The organism is Virgibacillus tibetensis (assembly GCF_036026595.1).
Classification (GTDB): domain Bacteria; phylum Bacillota; class Bacilli; order Bacillales; family Amphibacillaceae; genus Virgibacillus_P; species Virgibacillus_P tibetensis.
The window spans coordinates 1-18,335 of sequence record NZ_JARZFX010000022.1; the positions used below are offsets into that span (position 1 = coordinate 1).

Annotated in this window: 16 protein-coding genes and 2 tRNA genes; 15 read left to right on the forward strand and 3 right to left on the reverse strand. The window is 37.6% G+C overall.

The features are described from left to right. The first annotated feature begins 51 nt into the window (after nucleotides 1-51). The 7 genes from QGM71_RS20580 (at nucleotide 52) to tsaD (ending at nucleotide 4,008) form a co-directional block, all read left to right on the forward strand. Nucleotides 52-128: transfer RNA gene (locus tag QGM71_RS20580), tRNA-Met, on the forward strand. 19 nt (nucleotides 129-147) lie between these two features. Further along, nucleotides 148-224, forward strand: a tRNA-Asp gene (locus QGM71_RS20585). 189 nt (nucleotides 225-413) lie between these two features. Next, nucleotides 414-1,379, forward strand: a complete 966-nt coding sequence (gene thiL, locus QGM71_RS20590) for a thiamine-phosphate kinase (protein WP_327609430.1) — start codon at nucleotides 414-416, stop codon at nucleotides 1,377-1,379. A gap of 8 nt (nucleotides 1,380-1,387) precedes the next feature. Beyond that, entirely contained in the window at nucleotides 1,388-1,843 is a 456-nt protein-coding gene (tsaE, locus tag QGM71_RS20595; protein ID WP_327609431.1) for a tRNA (adenosine(37)-N6)-threonylcarbamoyltransferase complex ATPase subunit type 1 TsaE, read from the forward strand. Between the two features lie 11 nt (nucleotides 1,844-1,854). Continuing rightward, nucleotides 1,855-2,562: a tRNA (adenosine(37)-N6)-threonylcarbamoyltransferase complex dimerization subunit type 1 TsaB gene (tsaB, locus tag QGM71_RS20600; protein ID WP_327609432.1), complete on the forward strand. Its 708-nt coding sequence runs from the start codon at nucleotides 1,855-1,857 to the stop codon at nucleotides 2,560-2,562. Beyond that, complete coding sequence (gene rimI / locus QGM71_RS20605; RefSeq protein ID WP_327609433.1) at nucleotides 2,555-3,001, forward strand: ribosomal protein S18-alanine N-acetyltransferase; 447 nt, start codon at nucleotides 2,555-2,557, stop codon at nucleotides 2,999-3,001. Before tsaB ends, rimI begins: the two co-directional genes overlap by 8 nt. Beyond that, entirely contained in the window at nucleotides 2,998-4,008 is a 1,011-nt protein-coding gene (gene tsaD, locus QGM71_RS20610) for a tRNA (adenosine(37)-N6)-threonylcarbamoyltransferase complex transferase subunit TsaD (protein WP_327609434.1), read from the forward strand. The genes rimI and tsaD overlap by 4 nt, the downstream gene beginning before the upstream one ends. Before the next feature lie 226 nt (nucleotides 4,009-4,234). Here the strand turns inward: tsaD and QGM71_RS20615 are convergent, their stop codons facing one another. Next, nucleotides 4,235-6,157, reverse strand: coding sequence for an ABC-F family ATP-binding cassette domain-containing protein (locus QGM71_RS20615; RefSeq protein WP_327609435.1), 1,923 nt, complete (start codon nucleotides 6,155-6,157; stop codon nucleotides 4,235-4,237). Nucleotides 6,158-6,293: 136 nt separating this feature from the next. Between QGM71_RS20615 and moaC the strand changes: the two genes are divergently transcribed. The 3 genes from moaC to QGM71_RS20630 all read left to right on the forward strand — a co-directional run bounded on the left by moaC (nucleotide 6,294) and on the right by QGM71_RS20630 (nucleotide 9,004). After that, a complete protein-coding gene (gene moaC / locus QGM71_RS20620; RefSeq protein ID WP_327609436.1) occupies nucleotides 6,294-6,797 on the forward strand; it encodes a cyclic pyranopterin monophosphate synthase MoaC in 504 nt (167 codons plus the stop codon). After that, on the forward strand, nucleotides 6,790-7,431 hold the full coding sequence (locus QGM71_RS20625; RefSeq protein ID WP_327609437.1) for a redox-sensing transcriptional repressor Rex: 642 nt from the start codon (nucleotides 6,790-6,792) through the stop codon (nucleotides 7,429-7,431). The genes moaC and QGM71_RS20625 overlap by 8 nt, the downstream gene beginning before the upstream one ends. Nucleotides 7,432-7,594: 163 nt before the next feature. Further along, the gene (locus QGM71_RS20630; RefSeq protein ID WP_327609438.1) at nucleotides 7,595-9,004 is read left to right on the forward strand and encodes an MDR family MFS transporter; all 1,410 of its coding nucleotides are present in this window, start codon (nucleotides 7,595-7,597) and stop codon (nucleotides 9,002-9,004) included. A gap of 57 nt (nucleotides 9,005-9,061) precedes the next feature. Here the strand turns inward: QGM71_RS20630 and QGM71_RS20635 are convergent, their stop codons facing one another. After that, complete coding sequence (locus tag QGM71_RS20635) at nucleotides 9,062-9,259, reverse strand: YdiK family protein (RefSeq protein WP_327609439.1); 198 nt, start codon at nucleotides 9,257-9,259, stop codon at nucleotides 9,062-9,064. 3 nt (nucleotides 9,260-9,262) lie between these two features. Next, entirely contained in the window at nucleotides 9,263-9,976 is a 714-nt protein-coding gene (locus QGM71_RS20640; protein ID WP_327609440.1) for a CPBP family intramembrane glutamic endopeptidase, read from the reverse strand. Nucleotides 9,977-10,254: 278 nt separating this feature from the next. On the opposite strand from QGM71_RS20640, the gene groES reads away from it, so the two are divergent. The 5 genes from groES to QGM71_RS20665 all read left to right on the forward strand — a co-directional run bounded on the left by groES (nucleotide 10,255) and on the right by QGM71_RS20665 (nucleotide 18,332). Then, the gene (groES, locus tag QGM71_RS20645; RefSeq protein WP_327609441.1) at nucleotides 10,255-10,539 is read left to right on the forward strand and encodes a co-chaperone GroES; all 285 of its coding nucleotides are present in this window, start codon (nucleotides 10,255-10,257) and stop codon (nucleotides 10,537-10,539) included. A 63-nt stretch (nucleotides 10,540-10,602) separates the two neighbouring features. Then, a complete protein-coding gene (gene groL, locus QGM71_RS20650) occupies nucleotides 10,603-12,240 on the forward strand; it encodes a chaperonin GroEL (protein WP_327609442.1) in 1,638 nt (545 codons plus the stop codon). A 929-nt stretch (nucleotides 12,241-13,169) separates the two neighbouring features. Then, a complete protein-coding gene (locus QGM71_RS20655; protein WP_327609443.1) occupies nucleotides 13,170-14,942 on the forward strand; it encodes an ABC transporter ATP-binding protein in 1,773 nt (590 codons plus the stop codon). Further along, on the forward strand, nucleotides 14,935-16,677 hold the full coding sequence (locus QGM71_RS20660; protein ID WP_327609444.1) for an ABC transporter ATP-binding protein: 1,743 nt from the start codon (nucleotides 14,935-14,937) through the stop codon (nucleotides 16,675-16,677). The genes QGM71_RS20655 and QGM71_RS20660 overlap by 8 nt, the downstream gene beginning before the upstream one ends. 1,268 nt (nucleotides 16,678-17,945) lie before the next feature. Further along, nucleotides 17,946-18,332, forward strand: coding sequence for a (2Fe-2S) ferredoxin domain-containing protein (locus QGM71_RS20665; RefSeq protein WP_327609445.1), 387 nt, complete (start codon nucleotides 17,946-17,948; stop codon nucleotides 18,330-18,332). The last annotated feature ends 3 nt before the right edge of the window (nucleotides 18,333-18,335 follow it).

Below are 18,335 nucleotides of genomic sequence, written 5' to 3' on the forward strand. Positions count from 1 at the left end.
ATTCAGAATTATTTTCTGGATAAAGGTACAATATAACATTTCCTTTCATATCGCGGGGTGGAGCAGTCTGGTAGCTCGTTGGGCTCATAACCCAAAGGTCGTAGGTTCAAATCCTGCCCCCGCAACCAATTTATATCAATTTAAATTGGTCCGGTAGTTCAGTTGGTTAGAATGCCTGCCTGTCACGCAGGAGGTCGCGGGTTCGAGTCCCGTCCGGACCGCCATACTATAATAATAAAAGTAGTCACACAGGATTTCGTAATGAAAATCGTGTGTTTTTTTATATTCAAAAAAAGATTATAATCGATCCTCCTATTAAATTATATCCGTAGTTTAGCCCAATTACTTTTTCCTTTTCCCTTCTTTTTTGCTATCATAAGTGTAGTTAGTAATTAGGAAATGGTGATTTATAAATGGATGAATTTTTATTTATTGATTCGATCAAACAAAACACCTATAGACAATCATCACTGGTTAAAGGAATTGGTGACGATGCTGCAGTTATTCGTCAGACTTCAGAAGATATTGTTACAGCTGTAGATACGTTTGTAGAGGGAATTCATTTTACAAAAAATACAATGGAACCCTTCCATATTGGATACCGTGCATTAGCAGCAAATCTTAGTGACTTAGCTGCAATGGGTGCATCACCTGCTTTTTACCTTGTATCCATAATAATACCAAAGTACTGGGGTAAGGATGATTTAGCGCAAATTTTTAATGGAATGAAAGCTTTATCTAAATCGTATAAAATAGATTTAATTGGTGGAGACACAGTTTCTGGTACAGAGCTTGCGATTTCAATAACAGTTATCGGGTTTGTTGAAAAAGGGAAAGCTCGCTACAGAAGCATGGCACAAGCTGAAGATGTTGTTTTTGTTACTGGAACACTGGGAGATTCTCAAGCAGGTCTTCATTTATTAACCAATCAGGGGAACTATCGTAATAGGGAACATTTTATTCGCCAACATCAAATGCCCGTACCCAGAGTGAATTTTGCAACTGGCTTAAATACGTTAGCCCGTGTTGCTTTAAATGATATTAGTGATGGAATAGCAAACGAAGCAAGCGAAATATGCGAAGCGTCCAAAGTAGCTATAACTTTATATGATGAGTGGATACCTACTAATGACGCGTATCATCAATTTCCTGAAGAACTTCAGTATAACTGGAAATACTTTGGGGGAGAAGACTTTGAATTGCTGGGAACAGTTTCAAGAAGTGATTGGGATAAAGTGAAGAAAGTTGCCGAAGAAACGAGTACCCCGATTAATGAAATAGGCTATGTTACAATTGCAGATAGTAACACGGGGGTATTTTTACACAAAAATAATAAAGTAAAGCAATTACATAAACAGGGTTATACCCATCTAAAGTAGGTGACGAAATGAGTACATACCAATTAAAAGCGCACACTGAGGAAGAAACCATAAAAGTTGCACAAAAATTAGCTTTATTACTTAAGCCTGGTAATTTAATTACACTGGAAGGTGACCTTGGTGCAGGAAAAACTACATTTACTAAGGGCATAGCAGGAGGACTGGGTGTGAAACAGACGGTAAGTAGTCCTACCTTTACAATCATTAAGGAATACAAAGGCGAGCTCCCCCTGTATCATATGGATGCATACCGGTTAGAACATTCAGATGAAGATATTGGTTTCTCTGAGTATTTTAATGGCAATGGTATATCTGTTGTTGAATGGGCACAGTTTATCGAAGAATTCTTGCCCGAGGAGCGGCTAGCTATTAAAATAAGCTACTTCGATGAACATTCCAGAATAATTGAATTTAACCCAATAGGCGCTTACTATGTATGGGTTATAAATGAATTAAAGAGTTAGGAGTCACTTGAATGAATATACTTGCGATTGATACATCTAATCAAGTATTAGGCGTTGCTGTATTGAATAATGAACAAGTTATTGGTGAAATTGTTACAAATATATCGAAAAACCATTCAGTCAGGCTAATGCCTGCGGTTGATAAGCTGATGAAGGAAGTATCCATGCGTCCTGATCAATTGGATAAGATTGTTGTTGCTAAAGGTCCTGGCTCCTACACAGGTGTCAGAATAGGTATAGCTACTGCAAAGTCACTTGCCTGGTCCCTGGACATACCTATCACAGGAGTATCCAGCTTGGAAGTTCTCGCATACCAGGGGCGTTTTTTTGATGGGTATATTTGTCCTTTTTTCGATGCAAGACGTGGCCTAGTGTTTTCCGGGGTATATAAATGGAATAAAGACACATTGGATCTGGTATTTAAGGAAGAGAACATGCTGATGGAAGATCTACTTAATAAATTGTCGGAAGAGAACCAGCAGGTACTCTTTTTGAGTCCCGATATTTTATTACATGAAGATTCCATTAAGAATAATATGAGTGACCGTGCTGTCATCCCGGAAGGACCCTATCATTTACCAAGGGCAGCACATCTTGGTTTAGCGGGAATGAATCGCGCTCCTGATAATACACACGCATTAACACCGAATTACTTACGATTAGCTGAGGCAGAAGTAAATTGGTTGAATGCAAAAAAGGATCTAGAGAAAAATGGCTGAGCTGGTTATTAGGAAAATGGAACTCGATGATATTGAACAAGTGATGATCGTTGAGAAAGCGTCATTTGCAACGCCTTGGAATGCGGCTATTTTTAATCAGGAAATTACGGATAACCGACATGCCCATTATTTTATAATCGAGGTGGACAAGAGTATCGTTGGTTATGCAGGAATCTGGATTGTAATGGATGACGCGCAAATTACCAACATCGCCGTGTTACCTAGCTATCGTGGAATGAAACTAGGAGAAAAGCTCTTTCAATATACACTGCAGTTTGCAGTGAAAATGGGAGTTACACGACTATCCCTCGAAGTACGAGAATCAAATGTAGTAGCCAAAAAAATGTACAGTAAATTTGGTCTCGTACCTGGTGGTATTCGCAAGAACTATTATACAGATAATCAAGAAGATGCTTTAGTTATGTGGGTGAATTTATGAAAAAAGACACAATTATATTAGGAATAGAAACAAGCTGTGATGAGACTGCGGTTGCTATCGTGAAAAATGGTAACGAGATCTTATCAAATGTCGTTTCTTCTCAAATTGAGAGTCACAAACGGTTTGGCGGTGTTGTACCGGAAATAGCTTCAAGACACCATGTTGAACAGATGACGATGGTGCTGGAGGAAGCTTTTAATACTGCAGAATTAAGTTGGGATAGTATTGATGCAGTTACAGTTACAGAAGGACCTGGACTGGTAGGAGCATTATTAATTGGTGTGAATACAGCAAAGGCATTGGCATTTGCTAAACAAAAGCCGCTCGTAGGTGTTCATCATATTGCTGGTCATATCTATGCAAACCGGTTGGAAACAGAATTCAAATTTCCTCTTTTAGCTCTAATCGTCTCAGGCGGGCATACAGAGCTTGTTCTGATGAGGGATCATGGCAACTATGAGGTAATTGGACAAACACGTGATGACGCAGCTGGAGAAGCATATGACAAGGTGGCACGGATGTTGAAAATGCCATATCCGGGTGGACCACATATTGATCGTTTAGCTGCAGAGGGAGAAGAAACAATTACGTTCCCCCGCGCATGGCTGGAAGATGGAAGCTATGATTTCAGTTTCAGTGGCCTAAAATCTTCAGTTATTAACAAGATTCACAATGCGGAACAGCGTGGAGAAGTACTTAAAAAGGAAGATATAGCTGCAAGTTTTCAAGCAAGCGTCATTGAAGTTCTAACAAAAAAGACGCTGCGTGCAGCAAAAGAATATAATGTTAAGCAAGTCATCGTAGCCGGGGGAGTTGCAGCGAATAAAGGATTAAGAGCCAGGTTACAGGAAGAATTTGATGAAATAGATGTTCCGCTATTAATCCCTCCACTACATTTGTGTACGGATAATGCTGCTATGATTGCTGCTGCAGGAACCATTGCGTATGAGCAGGGCAAACGATCTGGGTTAGATTTGAATGCAAATTCATCTCTTCCTTTAAGGTAAAATAGACTTGTAAGATAACTGAGTTATCCACAACCCTGTGCATAGTGTGTAAAAAGATTGTTTAATCCCTGTTTTTTATGGGGATTAAAATGTGGAAAAAACATATTAAATCTGTGGACAGTGTGCATAACTTTGTTAGCAACTAGTGTTATAGGCTATTTATCATACTAAATACCTGTGGATAAGTTAAAAAATGAAGCCCACTGCATTTCTGCAGGGGCTTCTGTTAGTTTTCCTGTAATGCAGTCCATTCTTCCATCATTTGTTCGATGTCCTGCTTGATATCGGTTGTCTTTTTTGTTATTTCCATGACTTTTTCATGATTTTGATAGATTTCAGGTTCTGTCATTTTCTCTTCCAATTGCGTCATTTCTAATTCCCGCTCTTCAATCAATTCTTCGAGCTCTGTAATTCGACGCAGTTTTTTCCGTTGCTCACTTTGAAGTTGTTTTTCTTCTTTAAAGCTAAGTTTTCTCTCTTCTGCCTTTTGAATTACTACTTTACTTTGTTTAAGCCTTTCTATCTCAGCTTCTTCTTCTTTTTTCTCACTATAATAATCATAGTCACCTAAATATACAGTAACACCATCTTGAAGCATTTCTGCAACCTGATCGGTTATCTTATTAATAAAGTACCGGTCATGGGAAACAAAGATGATCGTTCCAGGGAAATCAATTAAAGCTGCTTCTAATACTTCCTTGCTGTCAATGTCCAAATGGTTTGTAGGTTCATCCAGGATAAGCAAATTTGCTTTTTGCATCATCAATTTTGCTAATGCTAATCGTGCTTTTTCACCGCCACTTAACGACCGGACAAGTTTTAAAACATCGTCACCTGAAAACAGGAAATTACCCAAAACCGTACGAATGTCTCTTTCATTCACAGAGGGGTACTCATCCCATAGTTCGAGCAGGACTGTTTTCGAAGACGTTAGATTAGCCTGTTCCTGGTCATAATACCCAATTTGTACATTCGTACCAAGTTGCATGGTTCCACCGGCTGGTTGAAACCTTCCTAATATCACTTTTAATAATGTAGTTTTGCCGACACCATTCGGTCCAACTAATGCGATGCGTTCCCCACGATTAACATGAAGTTTTACATCAGAAAATAAAGGGGTATTGTCATCATCATACTTAAATGACAGATTATCTAATTTCAACACATCATTACCACTTCTTTTATCTACGGTAAACGAGAAGGACGCAGAAGACTCATCTCCAAAAGGTTTGTCGAGCTTATCCATCTTCTGCAGCTGTTTTCTTCGGCTTTGAGCTCTTTTTGTAGTTGATGCACGGACGATATTTCGTTGAACAAAGTCCTCCAGCTTTTTAATTTCGGTTTGCTGTTTATCAAACTCTTTTAGTTCCTGTTCATAGTCAAGTGCCTTTTGCTCCAGAAATTTACTGTAGGAACCGTGGTACTTCTTGGTTTTATGACGGGATATTTCATAGACAATCGAGACAGTTTTGTCCAGAAAATAACGATCATGTGAAACAATAACAACTGCTCCAGGATAGCTGACTAAGTAGCTTTCCAACCAAGAGAGTGTGTCGATATCTAAATGATTTGTAGGTTCGTCCAGAATTAACAGCTGTGGCTTCTTCAGTAATAATTTACCAAGTGCTAATCTGGTTTTCTGCCCGCCACTTAATTCATCTATAGGTGTACTATAGTCATAATACTGGAAGTTTAAGCCGGTCAAGACTGCTTTTATATCAGCTTCATACGTATAGCCTCCGCCCCTTTGGAAAGCTTGTTGAAGCCTGTCGTAGTCGTTAAGAAGCTTTTCATAGGCTGTCCCTGACAGATCAGCAGCTTGCTCCATTTTCTGCTCGATGGAGCGAATTTCCTGTTCCTGTGTGGTTAAATGTTTAAACACCTCGAGCATCTCAGCCCAAATTGTTTGTCCAGACTCAAGCGACATATGCTGGGACAGGTATCCTAACGTAAGGTCTTTCGGTCTGAAAAACTCACCATTATCATGTGTCAGTTCACCTGCCATAATTTTTAATAATGTTGATTTACCCGCACCGTTTCTACCTACGATAGCTATCCGGTCATTATCTTTAACTTCCATTTTTATATTAGCTAAAATTTCATCTGCTCCAAAGGATTTAGATAGTCCGTTTAATTGCATTAGTATCATTGCACTCACCTCATCTCTTCTAGTCTATCGTATTCTAAAGGAAGCTAGCAATAATATTGTGAAATTAATCACGACTTATTTCCATATTTCTGCTAAGATGGAGTAGAATAGAACATATACTAATGGAGTTGAGATTATGACAGATTTCACACATTTTAATGAACAGGGAAGAGCCCAAATGGTTGATATCAGTGGAAAAGTCGAAACGGAGCGAACTGCGATTGCCAGATCGAGTGTCCATGTTAGCAGAGAAATATATGAAAAAATCACGGAAAAAAAGGTAAAAAAAGGTGATGTACTTGCCGTATCACAAGTAGCTGGAATTATGGCAGCAAAGAAGACGTCTGACTGGATCCCCATGTGCCATCCGTTACAATTAAAAGGTGTAGATATTACTTTTGAATGGATAACAGATAATAACACGTATGAACTTATTATAGAGGCATTCGTTAAAACAAAAGGGAGTACTGGTGTAGAAATGGAAGCATTAACTGCCGCATCAGCAACAGCCTTGACTATATATGACATGTGTAAAGCAATAGATAAAGGAATGATCATTGGTCAAACCTATTTGATAGAGAAAAAAGGCGGTAAATCAGGAAATTATTATCGAGATGAAAAGAGGAATACGAATGGATAAAAATAAAATACCCCAAGCAACAGCCAAGCGTTTGCCTCTCTATTACCGATTCTTAAATAACTTGAATCAACAGGGAAAATCACGTGTTTCATCCAAAGAGCTCAGTGAAGCGGTAAAGGTAGATTCAGCAACAATACGAAGAGACTTTTCGTACTTCGGTGCACTAGGAAAAAAAGGCTACGGATATAATGTAGAATATTTACTTGGCTTTTTTCGCAAAACATTGGATCAGGATGAAGTGACGGATGTTGCTTTAATTGGTGTAGGCAACTTGGGAACAGCATTTTTGCATTATAATTTTATGAAAAACAATAACATTAAGATCAGAATGGCTTTTGATGCAGATACTGAAAAAGTTGGGACAGAAATTGGTGGTGTGCCCATCTATCATATCGAAGAATTAGAAGAGAAGATGATGAATGAGGTAAAAGTAGCTATTTTAACTATACCGGCTAGTGAAACGGATGGGATTACCGCTCGTCTGGTGGAATACGGAATAGCTGGAATACTCAACTTTACCCCAGCCCGTATTACAGTACCAGATCATGTTCGTGTTCACCATATTGATTTAGCTGTTGAACTACAGTCTTTGGTTTACTTCTTGAAACATTACCCGCTGGATACGGCTGAATAATTTTGAATGGGGGGTCTTTAAAGGCCTCTTTTTAGTTTTATTCTTTTGCATTTTATTTTCAACTAAGCTATCCTAAAATAGTTCGTAACTCGAAGAAAAATAGTCCATCAAAGCAGGGTATCGCGCCCAGATAAAAGTAAAAAAATTGATGGAGGGGAGAATGATGAGTAAATTACATACTAAATGGCTAGTTGTTATTTCCGTCTTATTCGGGACTTTTACGGTAATTTTAAATAATAGCATGTTAAACCCAACGTTGCCTATGTTTATGGAATTATTTGAAGCTGATGCAGTGGCGATCAGCTGGATGATAACGATCTTTATGGTATCTATGGGAATGGTAATGCCAGTGACAGGTTACCTGGGTGATCGCTTTGGTAAGAAACCCATTTATATGATCGGTCTGGCTGTATTTTTAATTGGTTCAATCGCCGGGTCCTTTTCTTCAACGTTGCCTATGATTATTATTTCACGTGCTATTCAGGGAATTGCTGGTGGATTGATGATGCCAATTGCTATGGCACTTATCTTTCACGCCTTTCCCCGCAATGAACGCGGGCTTGCAGTTGGAATCTATGGTGTAGCGGCAATGATTGCACCAGCAATTGGACCAACAGTTGGTGGGGTAGTAGTTGAATTCCTAGCATGGCAGTATTTATTTATTTTTAATATACCTTTTGCGATAGCAGGTCTATTATTCTCAGCGAAATACTTAAAACCAACCGAAGGAAATCCGAAATTGCGGTTTGACTTAAATGGCTTTATTTTGATTACAACAGGTGTGGGTGCAATCTTATATGCACTTGGAAGAGGATCAACTGTTGAACTGCTTCTTTCACCATTCAGTATTTCGTTAATTTTAGGAGGACTTTTACTGATCGCGGTTTTTGTTAAATACGAAAACAAACGGGAACAGCCTTTACTTAACTTGGCTATTTTTAAAATTCCAACCTATTCTGTTTCGATCATTGTTACAGCAATGTCATCCATTGGTCTCTTTGCGGGAATCTTCCTTTTGCCACTGCTGCTGCAAAATGTATATGGATTTAGTGAAATTGAAACAGGCTTATTATTTCTGCCAGCGGCATTAGTGAGTGGTCTGTTTATGACATTGGGCGGTAAAATTCTGGATAAGAAAGGCCCTCGATATGTGGTGCCACTAGGTTTGATTATCTTAGGAGTCTTCACATTAGCACTTGGATTCAATACGCTCTCTACATCTTTTTGGTTCATTTTAGCTATGAACAGTATCCGTAGTGCTGGGCTTGGTATGTGTAATATGCCAGCGACAACTGCTGGAATGAATGCTATACCCGATCCGCAAGTTGCTCAAGGTTCAGCAATGAATAATGTAATCAGACAAATCTTTTCTTCGTTTGGAATTGTATTTTTTTCCATTTACTATGAAGTACGAAGGGCACATTTGGTTACAAGGGAGCTGGAAATGCAACAAGCTACGCTGCAGTCGTTAAACGAGGCATTTATTATAGCAGGGATTGCTATACTGCTGGTTGTTCCATTGTCTTTTGTCATGAAGAATACAGAAGAGAAAAAAAGCGTGCAGAAGTCGTAAATTATAAAGAAGAAGCAGCAATTAGAGTCCACCCTTTAGGATAGACTCTTTAATAGGCTACTCCTTCTTTTTTTTCAGCCTTACATGAAGAGAAAGTAAACGAATACTGACTCCAAAATTAAGTGTAGCAAACAAAGCAATAACAAGCGTGGCTGCATTCCAAATCGTATCAACAGCGCTTAATACGGCAATATAGATGAAAAATATGCCCATTAAAAAATAGACAACTGCCAATACTTTAGGTGAAATCTTCATAATCTAACCTCCAAAAAAGATCATTTGCAGATCCTGAAGCTGTTGCTGCATTCTCTCGATTTCCTCTGGGGTTAAATTAAATTGTGCAATAACTACAATTGTATTCATGGCCATGTGTACGATGATTGGTACAATAATTCGTTTTGTCTTTACATATAAGAATGCAAAAACAAATCCCATCGACGCGTAAACCAATATGTGTTGAGGCTCGCCGTGGATGATTCCGAATATGAGCGCAGATAGTAATGCAGCAATAAAGAAGTTTGTTCTTTCATAAAGTCCCCCGAAAATTATTTTACGAAAAATAATTTCTTCCAGAATAGGAGCTATCACTGCAGGAATTATCATAAATAATGGTGCAGCACGAGCTACGTCCATTATCACCTGTGTGTTCTCAGACCCTGGATCAATGCCGAATACTTCGATCTCTATCATGGCTGCAACACCTTGAGCGATAAAGGCCATAAATACACCAAGAATGGACCAAAGTATGACTTGCCCAGTGGAAGAGGCATTACGCTGGCTTCCAGCCCGCATATCAGGTCTCATTATAAGTAATACGATAATCAGTCCTACCGCAAAGCTGAATATCGACCAGTAGATCACAGCATCAACTTCACTGATTGGTAATGTTAAGTATAGAAGCGGTGCGAATAAAATCCCCGAAAATTGTACAATGATATAGGTTATAATGACCCACCAATACCTTTTTTTCAAAATAGAACGACCCCTTTAAGATTTATGTAATCTTTATAGTGTATGTTTTTTATAGGAAAGCTATTTCTTCATACATATAAAGAATATTTTATCATAAATTCGGTGTTGGTTATAATAGTATGGTTTATATGGGAGGTTCACTTAATATAAAAAAATAAATGAGTTCATTACTTGCAATTTCAAAATGAATTATTTATTATAATGAGTAGGGATTAGCACTCAACACATGAGAGTGCTAATAAGTAAAAATTTAACATAGAATTAAGGAGGCTTTCTACATGATTAAACCATTAGGAGATCGCGTTGTTATTGAGCTTGTTGAACAGGAAGAGAAAACTGCAAGCGGAATCGTACTACCAGACTCTGCAAAAGAAAAACCACAAGAAGGTAAAGTAGTTGCAGTTGGTTCTGGCCGAGTAACAGAAAGTGGAGAAAAAATAGCACCTGAGGTAGCTGAAGGTGACGTCATTATATTCTCTAAATTTGCTGGTACGGAAGTTAAATATGAAGGTACAGAGTACTTAGTTCTTCGTGAAAGTGACATCTTAGCAGTAATTAACTAATTTAAATGTACAGGTATGAATCAGATATAAATTTACTTAGATAGATTGAAGGAGGACATTTTAATGGCTAAAGAAATTAAGTTCAGTGAAGACGCACGCCGCGCAATGCTTCGTGGTGTAGATACATTAGCAGATGCAGTTAAAGTAACATTAGGACCAAAGGGTCGTAACGTTGTTCTAGATAAAAAATTCGGTTCACCGCTAATTACAAATGATGGTGTAACAATTGCTAAAGAAATCGAACTGGAAGATGCTTTTGAAAACATGGGTGCACAGCTTGTATCTGAAGTTGCATCTAAAACAAATGATGTTGCTGGTGACGGTACAACAACTGCAACAGTTCTTGCACAAGCTATGATCCGCGAAGGATTGAAAAACGTAACATCCGGAGCAAATCCAGTAGGTGTTCGTCGCGGGATTGAACAAGCAGTAGAAACCGCTGTTAAAGAATTAAAAGCAATTACAAAACCAATCGAAAGCAAAGAATCGATTGCACAAGTTGCAGCAATCTCTTCAGGCGATGAAGAAGTTGGCAGCCTGATTGCTGAAGCGATGGAACGCGTCGGTAATGATGGTGTAATCACAATCGAAGAATCAAAAGGCTTTAATACAGAGCTTGAAGTTGTTGAAGGTATGCAATTTGATCGTGGATATGCTTCACCTTACATGGTTACAGACCAGGATAAAATGGAAGCAATCCTAGAAGATCCATATATCTTAATTACAGACAAGAAAATCGGTAACATCCAAGAAGTATTGCCAGTACTTGAGCAAGTTGTTCAACAAGGTAAGCCACTTCTATTAATTGCTGAAGATGTTGAAGGGGAAGCTCTTGCAACTCTAGTTGTGAATAAGCTTCGTGGAACATTCAACGCAGTAGCGGTTAAAGCACCAGGATTTGGTGACCGTCGTAAAGCAATGCTTGAAGACATCGCTACATTAACTGGAGCAGAAGTAATTACAGAAGATCTTGGACTTGAACTTAAGAGTGCAACAATCGATCAATTAGGTCGTGCTTCTAAAGTAGTTGTAACAAAAGACAACACTACAGTAGTAGAAGGTTCAGGTAATCCTGAGGCAATTTCTGCACGTGTAGCACAAATCCGTGCACAAGCAGAAGAATCCACTTCTGAATTCGATAAAGAAAAATTACAAGAGCGCCTAGCTAAATTAGCTGGTGGAGTAGCAGTAATCAAAGTTGGTGCTGCAACTGAAACGGAATTAAAAGAGCGTAAACTACGCATTGAAGATGCATTGAACTCAACTCGTGCTGCAGTAGAAGAAGGTATTGTTTCTGGTGGTGGTACTGCATTAGTAAATGTATATACTAAAGTTGGCGACCTTAACCTAGTAGGAGACGAAGCAACAGGCGCAAGCATCGTACTTCGTGCTCTAGAAGAGCCAGTACGTCAAATTGCACACAATGCTGGTCTTGAAGGATCAATCATTGTAGAACGTCTTAAAGGCGAAAAAGTCGGCATTGGCTTCAATGCTGCAACTGGCGAATGGGTAGACATGGTTGAGGCAGGAATCGTTGACCCAACTAAAGTTACACGTTACGCACTACAAAACGCAGCATCTGTAGCAGCTATGTTCCTAACTACTGAAGCAGTAGTCGCTGATAAGCCTAGTGAAAACGAAGGCGGCGGTGGCGGAATGCCAGACATGGGCGGCATGGGTGGAATGGGCGGCATGATGTAATAGCCGTTCAATCCCCTTGATAGAAAAGGCTTTTTGAGTAATTTGCTAACAAAATGCTAACATTGTGTAAAAATAATAGAGGCTTTTCATTAGTTAACTTAACTTTTGAGAAGCCTCATTTTTTCATTGCTTTAGTAACATGGAGATATACGTTTCTTGTAATTTCATCATTTGAATGACCAGGTCTATCTATAAAATCTCTTCAAGTAAAACTTTAGTTTCGGCAAATAATGATGCATGTGTATAATGCCAACTTAAGGCCATTAAAGACCTATTTCGTAGCGGTAATTTACACTAAATTATTCCACTTTAACAATCAAATCATCAAAAAAATCTTCCCCTATATATACTTCTAGTTTCCACATACCCGCCTCAGGTAATGATAGATTAGAAGGCATATGCTAATCAGCACCGTTATTTGCCCAAATATAGAAAGAAGAATATCCATTTCAATCCCTACTTTTCTATTAATTAGAAATAATGTATTTGCAAATCATATACTAGTGTTTATAATATCTAATGTAAAGAATTTTTTAAAAAATTCAATATTATAATTTGGTGTTACTTGATGGAAAAAGATTTAAACAGACCATTTCTTCCCTCATGTTCAGCTAGTCCCTATTATTACTTAATCATTGTAGAGGGTATATTCCTCCAAAGGCCTGAGTGGCGAAAATACTTAGATTACATGATTTACATACATTCTACACGACAAAAGAGACTTTCACGTGAAGAAGAGAAAACAAGGGAGAAAACCTGTAAATTTTAAAATAGATACTGGAAAGCGGAAGACCTTTATTTAAATGAAGTTTCTCCAGCACTAAAAGCGGACTAATTAATTAATAACTGATTTGAGCTGGACTACCGACTTGAAAAGTCTCAAATGCCCTCCTAAAAAACCACTCAATAAATCAGAAAGTGGGATTCCTTTGCGACTGTTTAGAAAAAAACAAAAACATAAATATTGGAAGGAATACAAGTGGATTATCTCCTTTCTATTACCTTATAAAAAACATCTTTTCTATCTTGTGATTTGCGGATTATTTTTAACGCTCGGAGAAATCGTTATTCCGAAGTCGTTTCAAATTTTAATTGATGATTTTATTCCTAACAACGATATTAGTGGCTTGTACCAATTGATCGTAGTAGTGTCTGTAGTCATTATCTTCATGATCTTAGCAGCAGCTGTTATGAATCTTCAAAAGAGAATTATTCGTGAAAAAGCCGCGAGGGACTTACAATATGCCAGTTTTGATAAATTACGAGGCTTGGGGTTTAGTTACATAGAGAAGAATCCAACAGGGGAAATCCTTTCATTATTGAATACAGATGTTAATGACATCCAAAGAATTTATCGAGATTATTTACCTAATATCATCTTGTATTCTATTATGATTGTTGGTTTGAGTATCATGTTGTTAACATTGAATTTCTGGTTAACTCTTATCATCATTCCAAGTTACTTTTTGTACTACACCATTGGACCCTGGGTTGAGCGTCAGGCGTTTCTATATTTGAAAAGATACAATGAAGACAGGGTAGATCTTGAAAAACAGGTCTATGAAACAATGTCTTCCATGCAGGAATTAAGAGCTTATGGAGCAATAGACTGGAGAATGTCTCACTTTATAGAGCGTTACAAGCCGTTTAACCGCAATTGGCTACAATCGACCTTTTACGCACATAGTAGAGGGTCAGTTCGTCGTATTACGGTTTACTTTGCAATACTTCTATTGTTTTGGTTCGGTGCGGATCAGATACAGAACGAGATGATTACGGTTGGCGAATTTGTAGCCTTTTTCTTTTATTTTCTACTTTTGATGTTTAATATTACCTTTTTAGTTACAAGTTTAACTGAACAACAGACGGTCATGATTCAGGCTTCAAGACTATATAATTTTTATCATCAGGATGCTGAAGTTAGGGAGATTAATAATCCTCTATGTTTGCCTAACCAACAAGGGGCTATAGAATTTAAGGAAGTCAGTTTTACATATCAAGGAAATGCACCTAATGTTGATAGAGTGAACTTAAAGATTGAGGTAGGAGAACATATAGCTGTTGTGGGCGAGTCAGGTGGAGGAAAATCTACTCTCATAAAATTATTGGGAAGATTTTATGATCCGCAGCAGGGTGAAATTCTAATGAATGATATCCCGATAAAAAATCTTTCACTTGGTTCGTTAAGAGAAAGGTTAGGCTATGTATTCCAAGAGGGATATTTATTTGGAACATCTGTAAAAGAGAATATTCGCTTCGGGAATCCTGACTCATCAGATGAGGAAATTGTAGAAGCGGCAAAGATGTCCTATGCTCATAACTTTATAGAAGCATTACCTGAAGGGTATGAAACTGAAGTGGGAGAACGGGGTTATAAACTTTCAGGTGGTCAGAAACAACGTATAGCCATTGCCCGTATGTTTCTTAAAAATCCAAGTATCGTTGTGTTGGATGAAGCAACCTCAGCTTTGGATAACGAAAGTGAAGCCTTTGTTCAAAAAGCGCTGCATGTTTTAAGTCAGAACCGAACAATTATCACTGTTGCTCACAGGTTATCAACAATTATGGAAGCCGACAGGATAGTTGTAATGAAAGAGGGACGTATTATTGAACATGGAACATTTGAAGAACTCATGCAATCTTATGGTGCTTTTTATGAATTAGTAAATTCAAATAAAAAGGGGTCCTATACTGATGTTTAAGCGCAAGAGAGAAGGGACAAGTCATTGGTTTTGGAGCAACTATTCACAGGTTACAGGGCTTGCATTATTATCAATGTTTGTGATGATTATCTACATGTTAACCAACTTTCTTATCATTGGGGTACAAAAGTGGATAATAGATGACGTATTTATCGACCAGCAATATGACCAACTTCCATTTTTGTTAATTATCTTTGCGGTAGGGTTTATTGGCTTTGGTATTTTAAATCCTGTAAGTGCACTCATTCGAGAAGCAGTTTTTAATAAATTTTCACTTTCTTTATCAAAGGATTTCATGACTCACGTCAGCAAAGTACCCCTACATATTTTTCAAAGCGAACGAATTGCAAATTATGTTTATTATTTCAGTAAAGATATACGAGGACTATCTGAAGCAGTAACTCGAGAGATTCCAACAGTCATTCAACAAGGCTTGTATATTATTCTTTTGATGGGTGTTATTGGTTTTATTAGTCCATTGATTTTATTGATTATTATCATATTTAGTGTTTTCTACATTATTTTAGGTCGATACTTTGGTCCAAAAATGAAGCAAGCCAGCAGTAGCGTTCAAGAAGAAAAGAGTAAAGTACTTGTACATATTGAAGAAGGGATATCTTCTACCCGAGAAGTAATTGCTTTCCATCGACAAAAGTGGGAAAAAGCAATTTATGATCGATTGTTTGGTCGGTACTTCACTGCCATTATGAAAGAAGGAAGATTAGAAAATAAACACCTATTTCTAAGCGATCCTATGAGGTGGGGAGCAAACATTGTTATTTTAGGATATGGTGGTTACCTTGTGATAAATGGGCAACTCTCCATTGGGTGGTTAGTCGTCATTTATCAGTTTGGATCCCAATTGATGGATGCTATGCAATTCATGTTCCAGTTAATATTAAGAATTTCTGGGAAAATGGCACACTTTAGCCGATTAAATGAGTTATTTAACCAAACTCAAGTAGTAGAAGGGGATAAACAACTAAGTGAACCTATAGAGCATATTAAGTTATCTGATGTAACGTTCTCTTATCATCAATCCCCTCAGCCTATTCTTGAGAGTATAAATGTAGATATTAAAAAAGGTCAGAAAGTTGCTTTTGTTGGGACAAGTGGCGGAGGGAAATCAACGTTACTGCAATTACTATCCAAGGACAACAGCCCAGATAAAGGGAATATCATAATTAACCATTCATCTGAATTAAAAGAGATTTCAAGTACAAATTGGTCTCAAAAAACGCATATAGTCTTTCAAGAACCGTACTTGTTCCAAGAAACGCTATTAACAAATATTCATTTGGGTGCCAATCACATCACTAAAAATCAAATTGTTGAAGCGTGTAAAGCTGTACAGATCCATGAATTTATTATGACGCTTCCGGATAATTATGAAACTATTATTGGAGAGAGGGGAATTACGCTATCTGGTGGCCAAAGACAGAGGGTTTCATTGGCCAGAGCAATTGTAAATAACCCAGACGTCTTGCTATTAGATGAGGCAACTTCAGCATTAGATATGGCAACAGAGAGTAGAGTTCAATCCTCACTTGATTCCATTATGAGAGAGGGCATAATGGTAGTTGTCGCTCATCGGTTGTCGACCATAGAAAACGCAGATGTTATTTATGTATTAGATAAAGGTGAAGTTGTAGAATATGGAACTCATGAAAGCCTTTTAAAGGAAAAAGGAGTTTATAAAAGACTTTATCTGAGACAAAAGGATGAAGTGTCATAAAATCTGTTATTGAAGGTTATTTCCATTTCACCATCACCCTATGTGTTGCCACAAACACTCCACACATGTGGAGTGTATGAATAACTTGTAACATACTACCTTCTTGAAATTGCTAACATTTTGCTAACGCAATGAAGTAAATACTATAGTATCACGTTAAAGATGTTACAGCTAATGATATCCAAAACGTTGATATACCGCACTTTACTCACACAATGTTAAAGATATGGTACTCTTTCACCTTATGGGCGGCATGATGTAATCTGCCCCCAAACCCCTTGATACGTAAGGGTTTTATGTAAGATGAGAGTGGTTTGTTAACATTGGAGTATTTTGATGGAGGCTTCTCATAAGTTCACTGAACTTTTGAGAGGCTTCTTTTTTCATTTCTTGCGTTACATGGAGGCTACCCCGATTTCAGTGTAGGAGTGGACTAGAAAATTCAACCCATGATTTTTTTTGCTGTTTCTAAAAGCAAGGCAAGCTCTTCCTTTTCAATATACCTTGTAACTGACTCTTCCTCTAACTGTTCAATTGTTTTCTTTATCCTTTTCTACATAGGCAAACTCCGTTGGATCTTTTTTAATTAACCCCAATTCTAAAGCTTTCCGAAAAAACATTTTTCCTGTTCGATTGATTCCCACTCTGGTGCTAACGGAATACCTTTGATGCTTTATGTCGTTAAAGCATCCTGGATACATCATTCTTGTAATATATTTCAATTTCAGCTGATAGATATTTTCATTTTAAGTGGATTCTTAGGGAGTGGAAAATGTACGCTTTTGAAATACAAGGCTTTTTTTAGATAGAACAGTCAAAATAGGATCGATTTCAATTGTCTTCCTTCAGTCTGAGAGTTTGTTTAGTCACGTACTCATTCGACTTTTAAAGAGGTACACCTTTTTTCGTGTCTTGAAAACGTTGAGAGACATGGGTTCGAACTATGAAATTTCCTCGGTTGATAAGCTTCAAGTTTACCGAGTCTGAGAAAGAACTTCAATCTGTGTTTATATTATAGGGGAGTACATAGAGCGGCAATCTATTGAACTAGGGATAAGCAATTTAACAAATACGTAAAGATTTAGTAAAGCTTGCTGAAGAAGATAAATTAATAACATATATTAATAAGTTGTGATTGACATTTTTTATTTTTTAGGTCTATAATCGTAATGATTACGATTTACGTAAGTTGGATGAATAATTAATAAGATAAAAGGATAAGAACGATTTCTAAATCGTAATAATTACTTTTTATAAGGAGTGGTATAGTGGCAACTTGGGATCTTAGTCAAACGAAGTATCATGTATTGTTTTGCAATGGAAGTAGTTGTAATAAATTGGGAGCTGAAGAGGTCACGCAAGCGATTCGTCACGAAATTACGAAAAGAAATTTAGATACTCTTATACATACAACAAGAACTCGCTGCAATGGGCGGTGTGTTGATCGTTGTGTCGCAGTCGTGTACCCTTCTGGGAATTGGTACAAAGGATTGGTGTCAGAAGATGCGAGCGCATTTGTAAATTCACTTGTGTTAAATCGAGATCTAACAGAGAAAATAAGTCACACATACACGGGTGAAGTTTTTTCACGTGAAGAGGGAATATCTAAAGGAATCTCTAAAGACCCGGAAAAGGTAAAGAAAGTGTCTAAATAACAT

Bases quoted from the DNA above. Each gene is read 5' to 3' on its own strand.
- thiL (WP_327609430.1), top strand. From the start codon at position 414: ATGGATGAATTTTTATTTATTGATTCGATCAAACAAAACACCTATAGA.
- tsaE (WP_327609431.1), top strand. From the start codon at position 1,388: ATGAGTACATACCAATTAAAAGCGCACACTGAGGAAGAAACCATAAAA.
- tsaB (WP_327609432.1), top strand. From the start codon at position 1,855: ATGAATATACTTGCGATTGATACATCTAATCAAGTATTAGGCGTTGCT.
- rimI (WP_327609433.1), top strand. From the start codon at position 2,555: ATGGCTGAGCTGGTTATTAGGAAAATGGAACTCGATGATATTGAACAA.
- tsaD (WP_327609434.1), top strand. From the start codon at position 2,998: ATGAAAAAAGACACAATTATATTAGGAATAGAAACAAGCTGTGATGAG.
- QGM71_RS20615 (WP_327609435.1), bottom strand. From the start codon at position 6,157: ATGATACTAATGCAATTAAACGGACTATCTAAATCCTTTGGAGCAGAT.
- moaC (WP_327609436.1), top strand. From the start codon at position 6,294: ATGACAGATTTCACACATTTTAATGAACAGGGAAGAGCCCAAATGGTT.
- QGM71_RS20625 (WP_327609437.1), top strand. From the start codon at position 6,790: ATGGATAAAAATAAAATACCCCAAGCAACAGCCAAGCGTTTGCCTCTC.
- QGM71_RS20630 (WP_327609438.1), top strand. From the start codon at position 7,595: ATGAGTAAATTACATACTAAATGGCTAGTTGTTATTTCCGTCTTATTC.
- QGM71_RS20635 (WP_327609439.1), bottom strand. From the start codon at position 9,259: ATGAAGATTTCACCTAAAGTATTGGCAGTTGTCTATTTTTTAATGGGC.
- groES (WP_327609441.1), top strand. From the start codon at position 10,255: ATGATTAAACCATTAGGAGATCGCGTTGTTATTGAGCTTGTTGAACAG.
- groL (WP_327609442.1), top strand. From the start codon at position 10,603: ATGGCTAAAGAAATTAAGTTCAGTGAAGACGCACGCCGCGCAATGCTT.
- QGM71_RS20660 (WP_327609444.1), top strand. From the start codon at position 14,935: ATGTTTAAGCGCAAGAGAGAAGGGACAAGTCATTGGTTTTGGAGCAAC.